General features: G+C 49.7%; 13 protein-coding genes. 4 read left to right on the forward strand and 9 right to left on the reverse strand.

Features of this window, described 5'->3' with window-relative positions; translation table 11 throughout:
• Window positions 1-101: 101 nt before the first annotated feature.
• Window positions 102-1197, reverse strand: a protein-coding gene (gene prfB / locus ACTJJS_RS27870; RefSeq protein ID WP_168874292.1) for a peptide chain release factor 2 whose coding sequence is annotated in 2 segments (ribosomal slippage) — window positions 102-1136 and window positions 1138-1197 — 1095 coding nt in all. Because the reading frame shifts where the segments join, the coding sequence is not laid out codon by codon here.
• Between the two features lie 164 nt (window positions 1198-1361).
• Between prfB and ACTJJS_RS27875 the strand changes: the two genes are divergently transcribed.
• The gene (locus tag ACTJJS_RS27875) at window positions 1362-2168 is read left to right on the forward strand and encodes a hypothetical protein (RefSeq protein WP_440666753.1); all 807 of its coding nucleotides are present in this window, start codon (window positions 1362-1364) and stop codon (window positions 2166-2168) included.
• A gap of 45 nt (window positions 2169-2213) precedes the next feature.
• Window positions 2214-3869 (forward strand): glucose-6-phosphate isomerase, encoded by a 1656-nt coding sequence (gene pgi / locus ACTJJS_RS27880; RefSeq protein WP_440666755.1) that lies wholly within the window; start codon window positions 2214-2216, stop codon window positions 3867-3869.
• Window positions 3870-3988: 119 nt separating this feature from the next.
• Here pgi and ACTJJS_RS27885 read toward each other — a convergent pair whose 3' ends face one another.
• The 8 genes from ACTJJS_RS27885 to ACTJJS_RS27920 all read right to left on the reverse strand — a co-directional run bounded on the left by ACTJJS_RS27885 (window position 3989) and on the right by ACTJJS_RS27920 (window position 13696).
• Window positions 3989-4420 (reverse strand): DUF3276 family protein, encoded by a 432-nt coding sequence (locus ACTJJS_RS27885; RefSeq protein ID WP_168874295.1) that lies wholly within the window; start codon window positions 4418-4420, stop codon window positions 3989-3991.
• A gap of 157 nt (window positions 4421-4577) precedes the next feature.
• Window positions 4578-6374, reverse strand: a complete 1797-nt coding sequence (locus ACTJJS_RS27890; protein ID WP_440666757.1) for an ABC transporter ATP-binding protein — start codon at window positions 6372-6374, stop codon at window positions 4578-4580.
• 147 nt (window positions 6375-6521) lie between these two features.
• On the reverse strand, window positions 6522-7451 hold the full coding sequence (locus ACTJJS_RS27895; protein WP_168874297.1) for a phosphoribosylaminoimidazolesuccinocarboxamide synthase: 930 nt from the start codon (window positions 7449-7451) through the stop codon (window positions 6522-6524).
• Window positions 7452-7536: 85 nt separating this feature from the next.
• Entirely contained in the window at window positions 7537-8907 is a 1371-nt protein-coding gene (locus ACTJJS_RS27900) for an exonuclease domain-containing protein (protein WP_440666759.1), read from the reverse strand.
• 1 nt (window position 8908) lies between these two features.
• A complete protein-coding gene (locus tag ACTJJS_RS27905) occupies window positions 8909-10081 on the reverse strand; it encodes an ABC transporter permease (RefSeq protein ID WP_440666761.1) in 1173 nt (390 codons plus the stop codon).
• On the reverse strand, window positions 10074-11243 hold the full coding sequence (locus ACTJJS_RS27910) for an ABC transporter permease (RefSeq protein ID WP_440666763.1): 1170 nt from the start codon (window positions 11241-11243) through the stop codon (window positions 10074-10076). The genes ACTJJS_RS27905 and ACTJJS_RS27910 overlap by 8 nt, the downstream gene beginning before the upstream one ends.
• Entirely contained in the window at window positions 11240-12229 is a 990-nt protein-coding gene (locus tag ACTJJS_RS27915; protein ID WP_440666765.1) for an HlyD family secretion protein, read from the reverse strand. Before ACTJJS_RS27915 ends, ACTJJS_RS27910 begins: the two co-directional genes overlap by 4 nt.
• Before the next feature lie 12 nt (window positions 12230-12241).
• Window positions 12242-13696, reverse strand: coding sequence for a TolC family protein (locus ACTJJS_RS27920; protein WP_440666767.1), 1455 nt, complete (start codon window positions 13694-13696; stop codon window positions 12242-12244).
• Between the two features lie 254 nt (window positions 13697-13950).
• Between ACTJJS_RS27920 and ACTJJS_RS27925 the strand changes: the two genes are divergently transcribed.
• Complete coding sequence (locus ACTJJS_RS27925) at window positions 13951-14487, forward strand: YceI family protein (protein ID WP_168874302.1); 537 nt, start codon at window positions 13951-13953, stop codon at window positions 14485-14487.
• Between the two features lie 105 nt (window positions 14488-14592).
• Window positions 14593-15528, forward strand: a complete 936-nt coding sequence (locus ACTJJS_RS27930) for a ring-cleaving dioxygenase (protein ID WP_440666769.1) — start codon at window positions 14593-14595, stop codon at window positions 15526-15528.
• The last annotated feature ends 1 nt before the right edge of the window (window position 15529 follow it).

Here is a 15529-nt window from a genome sequence, read left to right on the forward strand (position 1 = left end):
TCCTCAGATTTTGTTGGTGTATCTATTAACAAAAAAAGTTTCCGCTGCAAATTTACGGTCAAATTTGCAGCAGAAACCTATTAATTATTTACCTATAATTATCAATTATTGTCCTCTTCCTTCTGCATCATCAGGTAAGCCTTGATAAATCCGTTCAGCTCACCGTCCATCACAGGGCCTACGTTACCTACTTCATAGTCGGTGCGGTGGTCCTTGATCATTTTGTAAGGATGGAACACATAGGAACGTATCTGGGAGCCCCATTCGATCTTACGCTTATTGGCGTTGGCAGCGTTTTTCAGCTCCTCGCGTTTTCTGAGTTCCTCTTCGTACAGGCGTGATTTCAGCATGGTGAGCGCTTTTTCGCGGTTCTCACCCTGTGTACGTGCCTGTTGGCATTCGATAATAATGCCGGAAGGGACGTGTTTCAGACGCACGGCTGTTTCCACCTTGTTTACGTTCTGTCCGCCTTTACCACCGGAACGATAGAATTCCCATTCCAGGTCGGCAGGATTGACAGCGATCTCGATCGTGTCGTTCACTAACGGGTACACATATACGGAAGCAAAAGAGGTATGCCTGCGGGCGTTGGAGTCGAAAGGAGAAATACGTACCAGCCGGTGTACACCGCTTTCCGCTTTCAGGTGCCCATAGGCGAAATCGCCATCGAACTCCAGGGTAGCTGATTTGATACCGGCGCCATCTCCGTACTGCGTGTCAATTTCCGAAACTTTCCATCCCTGTTTTTCGCCATACATGCGGTACATACGCAGCAGCATTTCAGCCCAGTCCTGGCTTTCGGTGCCGCCGGCTCCCGAGTTAATGGTCAATACCGCCGGCATCTCATCTTCCGGCTGGTTCAGGGTGGATTTGAATTCAAGGTCTTCCAAAGCGGTCAATGCAGTGTTGTAGGCCTGCTCCACCTCTTCTTCCGTAGCCTCTCCTTCTTTAAAGAAATCATTGAGCACGCTGGAGTCTTCGATAGAAGTCTGTACGTTATCGTAGAGGTCAACCCAATATTTGTTTACCTTGATTTCCTTCAGGATTGAGGTAGCTCTGGCGTTATCATCCCAGAATCCGGGGGCCAGGCTCAGTTGTTTGTCATTTTCTATTTTAGCTATTCGGTCAGGGACGTTAAAGAAAACCTCCCAGGACATAAAGACGGTCCCTCATAGCTTTAAGTTGCTCTGCTGTCATAGCGGGCAAATGTATGTAAAAATGTGCAATTCTGCTAATATCATCTCAATTCGATTATAGGCTGCTGCGATCCTTTAACATAGCTTTAGCATAATTTTTGCAGCTGGAGCGGGAATCCACATCGGTAATATTTTAAAATAATATTAAAAAAAGTTCCTATTGCAATGATGGCCTCCCATGAAACCCTTCACTATAAAAACAAGTCGATATTCAATACCCTTGCTTTTTTGCTGATGATAGCCACCAATGCGCTCGCATGGCTGCTGCCCATCAATGGCAAACAAACCGGGGAGATATCCGATGAATACCCCCACATCTTCACGCCACCGGGTTTCACTTTTTCCATTTGGAGCATTATCTACCTGTCGTTACTTGGTTTTGTGATCTATCAACTATGGCTGGCTTTCTCCGGCAAACGTCCGGACGTGCTGGCCCGTGTAATGGGCGCCGTCAAGGAGTGGTTCCTCATCAGCTGCGTGGTAAACGCCACCTGGCTGTTTGCCTGGCATTATGAACTGATCCCTGTCACTGTTGGACTCATACTGATTTTACTCGCCTCGCTTTTCATCATTCATGTGAACATCGGCATTGGCCGCACTACGGCCAGCATGCCTGAAAAGCTGTTCATCCATGTGCCCTTCAGTATTTACCTGGGATGGATCAGCATTGCCACCCTCGCCAATATCACGACCCTGCTGGTATATGCGGGATGGACCGGCAGCGTCACCTTCCAGGTATGGTGGACCATCAGCATGATTGCCGTGGGCACACTGATCAGCATACTGATGGTGTTACGGCGTAACAATATCCTGCACGCGCTGGTGGCAGTATGGGCGTTCTACGGCATCCTGGTTAAACGAAGAGAAGCCGGTGTGACAGAACAACAACCGGTTATTCATTGTTGTGTGATTGCCATTGGTATTATCGCGATCGCTATTTCCTGGCATTTGTACAGGAAACCACGATCATAAAAAGTAAAATATTATTTTTGAGGCGCAATTAACTAAAGCTATTATATGTTTCCATCTACCAGTCCAGTGGCCACCAAAGCGTGGCAGGCATTATCAAAACATGCCGATGAAATGAAAAAGGTACAAATGCGTGCCTTGTTTATGGAAGACCAGGAACGTTTTAAAACGTTTTCGCTTCAACTGGAAGACACCCTGTTCGACTATTCCAAGAACCTGATCACTGAAGATACCCGCAGCCTGCTGCTTTCACTGGCAGATGAGTGCGGGGTGAACACCGCTATCAAGGCTATGTTCGGCGCGGAAAAGATCAACGTTACGGAAAACCGTGCCGTGCTACATACCGCACTGCGCAACTTCTCCGGCAAACCAGTTATGCTCGACGGCCGTGACGTGATGCCGGACGTACTGGGAGTGCTCAACAAAATGGACCATATCTGCCGACAGATACATTCCGGTGAGTGGAAAGGATACACGGGAAAGCCTATACGTTATATCGTTAACATCGGCATCGGCGGCTCCGACCTCGGCCCGGTGATGGTGACAGAAGCACTGAAACCTTACTGGAAGCCAGGCATACAGCCTCACTTTGTGTCTAACGTGGACGGCACCCATATCGTGGAAACACTGAAACAAGTGACTCCCGAGGAAACGCTTTTCCTCATTGCGTCCAAAACGTTCACCACACAGGAAACCATGACCAACGCGCACACTGCGCGCAACTGGTTCCTCGATCATGCCAAGGACGAAAAATTTGTGGCCAAACATTTCGTGGCGTTATCTACCAACGAGAAAGCCGTGACTGCCTTCGGCATCGATCCCAACAACATGTTCGAGTTCTGGGATTGGGTAGGCGGCCGTTATTCCCTGTGGTCCGCTATTGGTTTGTCCATTGCGCTGACCATCGGCTACGAGCATTTCATTGAACTGCTCAATGGTGCACATGCGGCGGACAACCATTTCACACAAACGCCTTTGGACCGTAACATACCGGCTATCATGGCGCTGGTTGGCCTTTGGAACGGCAACTTCCTTGGTGCGGCCACGGAAGCCATCCTGCCTTACGACCAGTACATGCACCGCTTCGCTGCCTACTTCCAGCAGGGCAATATGGAAAGCAACGGCAAACATGTGGACCGCAACGGTCAACCCGTGCAGTATGAAACCGGCCCGATCGTTTGGGGCGAACCCGGCACCAACGGCCAACATGCGTTCTATCAGCTGATACACCAGGGCACCCGGCTAATTCCATGCGATTTTATCGCACCGGCCATCAGCCACAATCCTATCGGCGACCATCACGTAAAACTGCTGTCTAACTTCTTCGCACAAACGGAGGCGCTCATGAATGGCAAAACGGAAGCGGAAGTACTGGCGGAACTGCAACAGGCCAATACATCCGCAGAAGAGATCAAACGGGTACTGCCCTATAAAGTATTCACCGGCAACCGTCCGTCCAACTCTTTCCTGCTGAAAGAAATCACGCCGCGTTCCCTCGGTATGCTGATCGCTTTCTACGAACACAAGATTTTCGTGCAGGGTGTTATCTGGAATATCTACAGCTTCGATCAGTGGGGCGTAGAACTGGGTAAACAACTGGCCGGCAAAATTCTTCCGGAGCTGCAAAACGACGACTATGTGTCTAACCATGACGCCAGTACGAATGGACTGATCAATGCGTTCAAAGCCATGAGAAAACAGTAATACAAGGCTATACATAAAAGAGAATCGCCCACTGAACATTCAGTGGGCGATTCTTTTATAACTTAATACGACGGTGATTCCTGCGTTAGTTATTGGTTAATTCATCAGGGGAATCACATTTACCATTTGTCTACCTCGTCAGCGCTATGTGAAGCCGGGGCGGACGCCGCAATCGGAGCAACAGTGGCAGCTACTTCTGCGGTACGGGTCACCTCAGTATCGCCGTCTGTTTCCTCCTGGTCTTCCTGCACATAATCGTGATTGTAGGCATCAAAATCAAAATCGGGCATCAACTCAGTTTTAACGTAGTTGATGGTTTCGGTCAGCGCATTCAGGAACTTGTTGAAGTCCTCCTTGTACAGGAACACTTTGTGCCTGTCGTAGCCGTTGTCATTAAAACGTTTCTTACTTTCTGTAATGGTCAGAAAGTAATCATTTCCCCGAGTGGTCTTTACATCAAAGAAGTACGTCCTTCTTTTGCCCGCTTTCAATCGTTTAGAAAAGATGCTATCATTGTTTCTTTCCTGTTGATTGGTGTTTTCGTACGCCACAGTTGATAGATTTAAGTGTTAACGAATCAAATCCTGTTACAATAAGGAACAAATATACTATTGTTTTACAAATATCAAAATATTTTTAAATGATTTTGAAAAATCATAAAACAACCCTGTAACAGGCCGTGGCAGAGCTTATGCAAGACCGTGATTGTTATTCAGTTACACTTTCTTCATCGCCGGATTGCTGTCTTGCGTACAGTTCAGCATAGTAACCGTTCAATGATAATAATTCCTCATGTGTCCCCTCTTCTACAATCCTGCCTTCGTCCAACACAATGATCTTGTCAAACTCAAACAGGGAGAAGATCCTGTGGGTGATAATGATGGCTGTTTTGTTCTTCAGGTAGGCGTACAGGTTACCAATGATCTCTTTTTCCGTACGGGCGTCTACGGCAGAGAGACAGTCATCAAAAATCATGATATCCGGGTCCTTAATGAGCGCCCTGGCAATGGATATACGTTGTTTCTGCCCGCCGCTGAGGGTAACGCCCCGCTCCCCTATTTCTGTATCAAACCCTTCACTGAACCCAAGGATGTCCTTCTCTACCGAAGCCTGCCGGGCCGCTTGTTGCACTGCCTGCAAACTGGCCGCAGGGTCACCAAAACGGATATTGTTGGCGATGGAGTCTGAGAAAAGGAACACGTCCTGCGGCACATAACTGATCTGGCCGCGGAGCTGCTCCAGGTGCATATAACGGACGTCATTCGTGTCCATCATCACACGGCCATGCTGCGGGTCGTACATCCGTATCAGCAGCTGCGCCAGCGTGCTCTTGCCCGAACCGGTACGGCCAATGACCGCCACTTTCTGGCCTGGCGCAATATGCAGATTGATATCCTTCAGCGCTGTAATACCGGTATGGGGATAGGTAAAGGTAACACCTTCCAGCCGCACCGCTCCTTCCAGCTGCACGGTATGCGCACCTGGCTCGTCTTTGATGTCAGGTTCTATTCTCAGGAATTCGTTTATCCGTTGCTGTGAGGCAGCCGCACGTTGTACCATTGTCGCCACCAGGCCTATTGACAGGAAGGGGAACATCAGCATGTTCACATAGATAACAAACTCCGCGAGGTTGCCCACAGTGATATTTCCTGCTATTACCTGGTAACCGCCAATGAAAATAGTGAGTATGACGCTTAGCCCGATCATCAGCGCCATGATTGGCTGAAACAACGCATCTGTTTTCGCAAGACTGATAGAACTGAGCTTGTAGGCTTCACTGGCGCTTTCGAAGTGCCGTCCGCTGGCATCTTCCTGCACGTATGATTTGATCACCCGAATGCCGGAGTAAGACTCCTGCGCAATGGACGTTATGTTGGATAACTCCGCCTGTATCCTTTCGCTTTTACGGTGGATGATTTTGTTGACATAATAAATCGTCAGTGCCAGGAAAGGCAGCGGTGACAAGGTATACAAGGTCAACAGCGGATTTACTTCCAGCATCAGGTACACGATGATAACGATCAGGAACAAGGTACGGGAGGCATACATGATGGCCGGGCCAACGTACATGCGTACACGGGAAACATCTTCCGTGATACGGCTCATCAGGTCGCCGGTACGGTGCATCTTAAAAAAGTTAAGATCCAGCTTCTGATAATGCTGGTAAATTTCATTCTTCAGGTCATACTCAATATGCCGGCTCATCACGATGAGCGTTTGCCGCTGCAGGAAAAGGAAAAAGCCGCTCAGTAAGGCAAATATCAAAATGCTCACGCCGTAAAATGCGAGGATACGGGAAAAGTCGGCCCGGAAAGCGCTTTTCAGGCTGGTGTCGCTTAACAGGCGGTATTCGTCGAGATTATGCGACAACAGGTCAAAGATCTGCCGGACCATGATAGGCTGAAAGACACTGAAGACAATCGATATGGCCGTAAACAGCAACCCCAGTATAAGGCGCCATTTGTTGGACACGAAGTATTTATTAAGCGCAGCTAGATGTTTCAATCGGAATGTTTTGACAAAAATAGCATTCAATTATCAATTACGAATTACGAATTACGAATTAAGGGCTTTCTTATAGACTGGCTATTAAATAACCTTGCTATAAGAAAGCCCTTAATTCGTAATTCGTAATTGATAATTCGTAATTGACTACAGTTGTTTCAGCGCTTCCACTATTTTCGCTTCGGCTGCTTCCGGCGCCACGTCTTCCTTTACGAATTTGCGGCCGGTGATGTTTTCGAACAGTTCGATGTAACGCTCGCTTACGCTGTTAACGAATTCGTCGGTCATTTCAGGTACCTTTTGACCGTCTTTGCCCTGGAATCCGTTTTCCATCAGCCACTCGCGCACAAACTCCTTGCTCAGTTGTTTCTGCTGTTTGCCGGCTTTCTGGTTTTCTTCATAACCGGCTGCATAGAAGTAACGGGAAGAGTCCGGCGTGTGAATTTCGTCGATCACGTAGATAGTATCGCCGATTTTACCGAATTCATACTTGGTATCTACGAGGATCAGGCCGCGTTTTGCCGCCAGTTCCTTACCTCTTGCAAACAGGGCAAGGGCATATTTTTCCAGTTGCTCGTAGTCTTCCTTGCCCACTAATCCCCGTGCGATGATTTCCTCACGGGAAATATCTTCATCATGACCTTCGTGCGCTTTGGTGGTAGGTGTAATGATCGGCTGAGGGAAGAAATCATTTTCTTTCAGCCCTTCCGGCATTGTAACGCCGCAGAGTACACGCTGACCTGTTTTGTAAGTTCTCCAGGCATGGCCGGTAAGGTTGCCTCGCACCACCATTTCCACAGGGAACGTTTCGCATTTCAAACCTATAGTTACATTAGGCAGCGGGGTAGATTTCACCCAGTTAGGCACGATATCTTTAGTAGCTTCCAGCATAATGGCGGCCACCTGGTTCAGCACCTGTCCTTTGTAAGGAATAGGGCGGGGCAAAACCACATCGAACGCAGAGATACGATCGCTTACTGCCATTACCATGAACTTGTCCCCGATGGTGTAAACATCACGAACTTTCCCTTTGTAGAAGGCGGTCTGACCCGGGAATTTGAAATTCGAATCTAACATGAATTATGAAATTAAAAATGAATTATCGGTGATTTGCGAGCAAAAGTAAATCACGGATCGCATGATTTCAATTTTTTTTCACTATTCATTTCGGGGAAGATGCTAACTGTTGCCCGTTACCGGCATATGGCCTCAATAAACTGATGATGATTTCATTTTCGGGATACTGCGTCAGGTGAGGCCTCAGTTGTTCGGCATCCGTGGTTTGCAAGTGTACCGGCACGTACCCCATGCCATAGAAGCGGCCTTTCTCCATGAGGATGCAGCTTTGTTCTTCGCTGGTGCGGCCTTTGTCCATGATCACCACGGAGGGCTGCTGCTCCTGCAGGAAGGCGGTCGCTGCTTTTACGCGCTGGTTATATATTTCCGGCGCTTCTGCTTTCTCACAGGCACCATGACAGGTGGCTGCTGTTTTCCCGGCACAGGTGCCCCCGCCCTTTTGCAGGAAACACAATTTGGGGCACAGCTCAAACTGCCGGATCAGCGCCCTGAGCAGCCGGTGCCCGTCGATCAACAGGTTAAAGGCATGTACCGGATGACTGAACTTGCGCTTTTTTTCGATAGCGAGGCGCAGGTACCCTTCCTGGTCTTCAAAAAGATAAAAACCATAACGGAATTCCACTCTCTTCTGTGCCGCATTAAAAGCAGGCCACAGGCGCTTGATCTCTACCGACTCCAGAATACAGGCCATCAGATCGGTGGCGGTTTCCTGATAGGTGATATTATACACGGTGCGCAGGAAATTCTGCCGCTGGCGGCTGGCGCTATGCCCTGTAAAGTGGCTGTTGACACGCTTTTTCAGGTCTTTGGCCTTTCCTACGTACACTACTTTTCCTTTCACGTCATGAAAATAATAGACACCCGGCACCTGGGGCAGTTGTTTCACCACTTCCGGTTGCAGGTTAGGCGGCAGGAACTGTTCCTTGGAACCGGCCTTCAGCGCCGCCGCGATGGCTTTCTCTTTATCCTGCTGCAACAGCAGGGCAAACAGTTTGGTCGTTGCTTCCGCGTCCCCGCCTGCCCGGTGACGGCCATTGATGGGGATTTCCAGATGACGGCAGAGGTTGCCCAGACTATAGGAAGGCAGTCCCGGCAGGATCTTCCTCCCCAGCCTTACGGTACAGAGCTTCTTGCATTGGAGGTCCAGCCCGGCGGCGGCCAGGTGGTGCTTCACGAACGAATAGTCAAAGTTGACGTTATGCGCCACAAAGATTTTATCGTGCAACAGCTCATAAATCAGGGGCGCCACCGCTTCAAAGGGAGGTGCTTCGGCCACCATGCTGTTGGTGATGCCGGTCAGAGACTCGATGTAATAAGGAATAGGCACTCCAGGATTGACCAGGGTCTGGTAATGCTGTGTGATTTCCCGGCCATCAAATAGGTAGATGGCTATTTCGGTAATGCCGTTGGCACTGGCGTGGCCTCCGGTAGTTTCTATATCGACAATTGCGTACACCTTACAAAGATAAAGGTTGTTGCTTTTTGTTCAATCGTTTTAATCCCCATAATGCCAGCAAAAGATAAAACACCCACAGCAGCAACAGATGCACTACTGATCCCGCATGCTCCCGGAGGGTGCCACCGGTTTGTACGACAGACGTATACACCTTCACGAAAGGCGTCAGCGGCAACAGCGATGACAGCCCCTGCAATGCCGGCGGCATGGATTCAAAAGGCCAGGCGTAACCGCATATCAAAAAAAACGGATATGTCGAGAAGGCCATCAGTTGAGCAGCGAGCAGCTGGCTCTTAAACAGTGTGCCTATCCATACGGCCATCGGAACCAGCGTCAGGATAAACAGGAACAACAGCACCGCCAGGTCACGGTAGCTGCCCCGGAACGGCAGGTGCAGCACCTGGTAGTTGACCGTCATAAAAAATGCGGCATAGGCCAGGTACAGCAGCAGGTAAAAGGCAGCTTTGCCATACAGCATGCCTGACAATCCCCCTCCCATCGTCACCAGCCGGCCGATGTTATTATTCTCCCGTTCCAGCGCGATGCTGCCGGAAAGCCCCAGCAGCAAAGTCTGCTGCAGGATGAGCACCAACAGCACGGGCAACAGAAAACCTCCATAACTGGCCTGCGGGTTGTACAACGGCCGGTAATCAATATTCACAGGCATCGCCTCCTGCAAGGCCATGGTAGAGTTGAGTCCCATCTTTTCCTGGTATTGCAGCCGCACACCGGCGCCGATGGTCAATCCCAATTGTGTAATCGCGCCTGTCAGTTCGCTCGAAGGCAGAAAACGTGCCCCGTTCACCGCCAGTACCACGTCTGCCTGCTGCAACGACAGCACTTTGCTTTGCATCCCTTTGGGGATATAAAAGTACCCCTGTGCATCTCCCCTATACATCCGCTCCTGCGCATCCTCCAGGGAGGCCGCCCTCATGACGGCCACTATCTGCATATTATTCATCTGCTCCACAAACATGCGTGACATCTCGCTCCGGTCATCGTCGGCCACGGCCAGTAGCACCTTTTCTTCTACCTTGTAACTATAGATGGTGCCATAAAAGAAAACATAAAACAACGGCGCCAGCAACAGGGTGAGCAACAGGCTGTGATTACCGGCCACCAGCCTTATTTCCCGCAGGAACAATGCGCCTATGTTGTTTTTCACCTCAGGCATGTTGCAATGTTGATTGTTGAAGGGTACGCTGAAAAAGAAGGATGGCCACCGGCAGGCCGATCACGGCAAACAGCAGCATATGCGCCATTTCCAGCCGAACATAACGCAGCGGCAGGTCCATAAAATACACCTTAAAAAAAGCATCCACAAAAGGCGTCAGCGGCATGATCATCGCGTAATACTGATCATACCAGGGCATGCCCCACCGCGGAAACGTAAACCCGCTGAACACAAACGCGGGCGACGTATAGAAGATGCCCACATCGCAGGCCAGCAGCAGGTCTTTGAAGATGGCGGACACCATCATGCCTACACTGATACAGGCCAGCATCAGCAAAGTGAAGATGGTAAACAGCCCCCAGCTGAACAGCTGCGCCCCCGCCGCAAACAATGGATAGATCACCAACGTGATCATAATATAGTCAACCCAGGCCACAGTGAGGTAGGCCAGCGATTTTCCGATAATGGCATTAGATGCAGATCCGTTGCTCACTTCGTATAGCTCTCCCAGTGAGTGGGTCTTATGCTCGTAGTTCAGTGCCAGCGCCACCACCATGATCATCATCATCTGCATGGCCACCGCAATAACGCCCGGTACCAGGTATTGCTGATAGTCATACCGCGGGTTGTATAAGGTGAACGATTGTAGCTGCACCGGCATCACCAGCGCCATGGCTTTTCCGGCAGGCATACCTGTTTTCATGAGCTTTTGCAGCTGCACCCCTGCGGCGGCGGTGAGCAGCACCTGCGCGGCGTCTTTGTAGAGCAGTTTTGCCGGTACCAGGTAAGACACGTTGGTGTAGATCGTAATGTAAACCGGTTGCCGGCTTTTGATCTGTTCGTCCATCCGGCGCGGGAAATGAATAGCCCCCATCACTTTGCCGTTGTGCAGCATGGCCTGTAGCTCCCCTTCGCTCTGTACCTGCTGTGTGATATGAATGCTTTCTGTTTGTTCCAGCATAAAAGTAAACTGCCGCGACAGCGGTGAATTGGCTTCGTCCCAGATAGCCACCGGCAGGTCTTCCGCAAAATGTCTATTATAAATGCCGGCATACAACAAACACAACACCGGCGGCAGCACCAGCATGGCCAGGTAGTACACCGGAAACGCCAGGATGCGTTTCCATTCCCGCAAAGCGACTTTTAGTATGGAGCGTATCATGGCATGGTGAGCGAAGCCGTCATGCCGGGGCGCAATCCCTGCAAGGCGGAAGGGTTAACAGGTTTGAGGTCTACGGTAAAGGTGCGCAGTTCAAATTTTCCTTTTTCCTTTACCGGTATCCAGTTGGCGAACGTCAGCGATGGCGCCACCTTGTACACGACCGCTTCAAATTTTTCGGGACTGCACCCGGGTATGTCCAGCCGGGCTTTAGTGCCGACCGGCAGCTTATTCATATCGTCCTGCCGGATATTGAACCGTACGTGGTAGGTGTTGGGTTTCTGCAAGGTGATCAGCGGATAACCGATAGATACGATCTCTCCTTCTTCGATGACCATGGAAGAGATGATACCGTCTGACGGTGCATGGATATACGTATTATCTGATAAGGCCTTCGTAAGATTATACCCTTCCTGCGCCTGTTTGAGGATCGCTGAAGCCGCCTGTAACATTTCCGGGCGGGTGCCTTGTTTCAGCATGTCCATATTCAGTTTGGCCGTTTCCATTTCTTTTTTGGCCGCCTGCAATTTAAAATACACGAGGTCTTTTTCCTGTCCGGATATCACTTCATCATTGAAGAGGTTTTCCATCCGCTGATAGGTTTTCTGCATCAGCTTATACTGCTCCTGGGTGATGTTGTAGAGGTTATCGGCCGCCTTGACGGCTTCCGGGCGGGCGCCTTTCTCCAGCAGCTGCAACTGGCTCTGCGCCGCTTCAATGGCCGCCAGTGCCTGATTACGGATAGCGTTGATCTCGGTAGACCGCAGCACGCCGAGCAGCTGTCCTTTTTTAACCGTGTCGCCTTGTTGTACCAGCAGGCTGTCCAGCCGGCCGGGAAATTCTGCGGCCACATCCACATAATCGGCGTCCACCATACCGATGATCGTGCTGTCTGCAGCAGCGGGCTTCTTCAGGAAAAATATCAGCGCGATGATCAGTACCACAACTGGTATCAGTAATGCCCAGTAATTTTTGAATACGGCACTCATGTATATAACCGTTTAGTTGTTAACGTATGTTGCAAAATATTCCGGTGTGCCTACCACATTCCAGTATTCCGCCAATGCGAGATAGTAGCCCAGTACAGCGGTGTAATATACTTTATGCATCTCTTCTTCCAGCAGCAGCGCATCATTGACGTCCTTCACGGACGACAGCTGATTTTGCATGCGGTCTGTCACCAGCGTGGTGGTCAGGTGCGCCTGTTGCCGGGCGCTGTCCAGGGAGGCAACATCGTGCTGTAAGGCTTTTACCTTGTTGGAGGCTACACGAAGTTGCAGTTCGAGGGAACTTCTGGTGTTTTCGGCGGCCATAGCGGCTTCTTCCACCAATACCTTACTGGCTTTGGTGCGTTTATTACGCTGAAAACCGTCAAAAAGCGTCCATTGCAGCTCTACGCCTATCAGCCATGGCGGCACCGTCACCGGCAGGTCTTTCTGATAAAGCGATACGTTGCCAATAGCGAACAGATTGGGAAGAGACAGGGAGCGTGTAGCCTTCACCGCTACTTTGGCCAGGTCTGTCTTGCTTTCCAGCAGGCGGTAAGAAGGATTGTTTCGCCAGAAGGTGTTCTCCTCCCCTGCATTGACGGTGGCCTGTTCATAGCGCAGGGTATCGCTGATCACGATGAGCGTATCGATGGGGCGGCCCAGCAGCTGGTTCATTTCCAGGAGGGCGTTTTCTTTTTCCAGTTCCAGGTTGCTATAGCGGTTTGTTGCCTGTATGTAAGACACTTTGGCCCAATTGAGCAGATAGGGCGGCAATATCTGGTTGTCTTTCAGGGATGCGGCGTAGTCTTTGTTTTTACGAAAAGCGTCCACTATCACGGCTTCATGTGCCAGGATGGTGTTAAGGTACATGATGCGCAGGTATTGGGCGCCGATCAGAAAGAACAGGCCTTTTTCCACCACCTGTTTGTTGTATTGCCCGGCTGTCACCTGGGAGCGGGCCAGGTCTTGCGCTGCGGATATTTTTCCGCCGAGATAAATCGGTTGCCTTACCCCGACACCGGCCACGAAATAGGATTGTTTGGCCAGTTGGGGATTATAATTGGGATAGAAGGCGTTGATCAGTCCTTTTGTGGCGTTGGAGATAACATCCTGCACATTTTGGGGCAAAGGTTGCCCGGTGATCTGCTGGAAAACAGTGTTGGCCGTGTTCACGCTCTGTGCTGCCGATCCGTTCACCACGCCGTCCTTTACCTGTTGCAGGTTGATTTCAAGGGGTTTGCCGAGATAGTTGTAGCCTGCCAGCAGATCTACTTTAGGCCAATAGGCACGGTTCTCGGCCTGCAAAGAATATTCCCGGGCCTGCAGGGAACGCTCGGCCTGTTTTACCAGCGCATTGCGCTGCCGGGCCAGTTCATAACAATCTTTTAAAGTCAGCTGTCGTCCTTTCTCCTGGCCCTGGGCAAACATCGGTGGCAGGAAGAGCGTTAATAACAGGAGATGTCTCATAAGATATCATTTCATCCGGATTTTCCTGGGTATTAACACGCTTAAACAATTTTTCATGCATAATGTTTGTATTATTCAAAAAAAATCACACATAACCTGATAATGAATAAATCCTGATTTCTTGTCCTATCTTAAGAAATTCAGGAAAAAAGTACATCGTTATATTTATTTAATCCATTTTTGCCACTGTGCTTTAACTGACATTTGCATTAACAAACAACATCATCATATTCATCAAAAAAACACCTTCATCTATGGCAAAACAAAAATGGGTCTCTGACGCCGCACACAGCGAACTTACTTTTAAGATCAGACACCTGATGATCACCAATGTTACCGGACGGTTCAACAGTTTTAATGTGGAAGCGGAAACAGACGGCGATAATTTTCTCGCTGCCCATGCCTCCGCCACGGTAGACGTAGACTCTATCACTACTGCCAATGCACAGCGCGATGAGCACCTGCGCTCTCCGGATTTCTTCGATGTGAACAAATTCCGTAACATCACCTTCAAAGCCACTAAAACGGAAAGCGTGGATAACGACGGCTCCTATACGCTGTATGGCGATCTGACCATCCGCGACGTCACCAAAAACATCAAACTGGACGTTGAATTCGGTGGCGTGGTAACAGATCCGTGGGGCAATACCAAAGCAGGTTTCACCATCCACGGCAAAATCAACCGTAAAGACTTTGGCCTCACCTGGAACGCGACAACAGAAGCTGGTGGCGTAATGGTGAGTGATGAAGTAAAAATACAGTGTGAAGTACAACTGTTGAAACAACAATAAACATTTTGATATTTGGTTGTTTTGATATTCAGTTGGTTGCTTCATTGGTAAATAGCCAACTGAATATCAAAACAACCAAATATCAAAATAAAAAAATGAAAAGGTATGGACCAAGCAATAACAGGACTGCATCATATTACCGCTATTTCCGGTAATGCAAAGAAGAACTTTGATTTTTATACAAAGACGATGGGATTACGGTTTGTAAAAAAGACCGTGAATTTTGACGACCCGCATACCTACCATTTTTATTATGGCGATAAAACCGGTAGCCCTGGTACCATCCTGACTTTCTTTCCCTGGCAGGACATCATGACCGGCCGCAGAGGCACGCATATGGCCACCGAAATAGGCTATTCCGTTCCGGAAGGCAGTCTTGACTTCTGGCTGAAACGACTGGACGCCGCCAATGTTATCTATAATAAACCCTCCGCTAAATTTGGAGAAATCTACCTGACTTTCCTGGACCCTGACGGATTAAAAGTGGAGCTGACCGTTCCGGAAAGGACCGATGACCGGGTGCCCTGGGAGACTGCCGACATCAGTGCGGACAACGCCCTGCGAGGCTTCCATCATGTGACCCTGACCCTTGAAGATATTCAGCCTACGGCTGATCTGCTGGTATCTGTTTTTGGTTACCAGCTCGAAAAAAACCTCGCTAACCGTTACCGTTTTAAAAGTCCTGCCGGCGATACTGCCAATTACATTGACCTGGTAGAAGCCAAGGGCGAACAACGCGGGCACGTGGCTGGCGGCAGTATACACCACATCGCTTTCCGCATGAAAGACGACGCCATGCAGGAATACTACCGCGAAAAAATAGAAGCACGGGGCCTTCATGCCACCCAGCAACTGGACCGCAAATACTTCCGCTCCGTATATTTCCGCGAGCCAGGCGGTGTGTTGTTTGAACTGGCCACAGACACACCCGGCTTTACCGTCGACGAACCGGTGGAGCAGCTGGGCACCCACCTGATGCTGCCGGAACAGTTCGAGCCACAACGGGCCGAGATAGAACAGAAACTGATAAAACTGGACTGAG

The organism is Chitinophaga sp. 22308, from assembly GCF_052045305.1.
GTDB classification, from domain to species: Bacteria; Bacteroidota; Bacteroidia; order Chitinophagales; family Chitinophagaceae; genus Chitinophaga; species Chitinophaga varians_A.

Bases quoted from the DNA above. Each gene is read 5' to 3' on its own strand.
- ACTJJS_RS27875 (WP_440666753.1), top strand. From the start codon at position 1,362: ATGATGGCCTCCCATGAAACCCTTCACTATAAAAACAAGTCGATATTC.
- pgi (WP_440666755.1), top strand. From the start codon at position 2,214: ATGTTTCCATCTACCAGTCCAGTGGCCACCAAAGCGTGGCAGGCATTA.
- ACTJJS_RS27895 (WP_168874297.1), bottom strand. From the start codon at position 7,451: ATGTTAGATTCGAATTTCAAATTCCCGGGTCAGACCGCCTTCTACAAA.
- ACTJJS_RS27905 (WP_440666761.1), bottom strand. From the start codon at position 10,081: ATGCCTGAGGTGAAAAACAACATAGGCGCATTGTTCCTGCGGGAAATA.
- ACTJJS_RS27910 (WP_440666763.1), bottom strand. From the start codon at position 11,243: ATGATACGCTCCATACTAAAAGTCGCTTTGCGGGAATGGAAACGCATC.
- ACTJJS_RS27915 (WP_440666765.1), bottom strand. From the start codon at position 12,229: ATGAGTGCCGTATTCAAAAATTACTGGGCATTACTGATACCAGTTGTG.
- ACTJJS_RS27920 (WP_440666767.1), bottom strand. From the start codon at position 13,696: ATGAGACATCTCCTGTTATTAACGCTCTTCCTGCCACCGATGTTTGCC.
- ACTJJS_RS27925 (WP_168874302.1), top strand. From the start codon at position 13,951: ATGGCAAAACAAAAATGGGTCTCTGACGCCGCACACAGCGAACTTACT.
- ACTJJS_RS27930 (WP_440666769.1), top strand. From the start codon at position 14,593: ATGGACCAAGCAATAACAGGACTGCATCATATTACCGCTATTTCCGGT.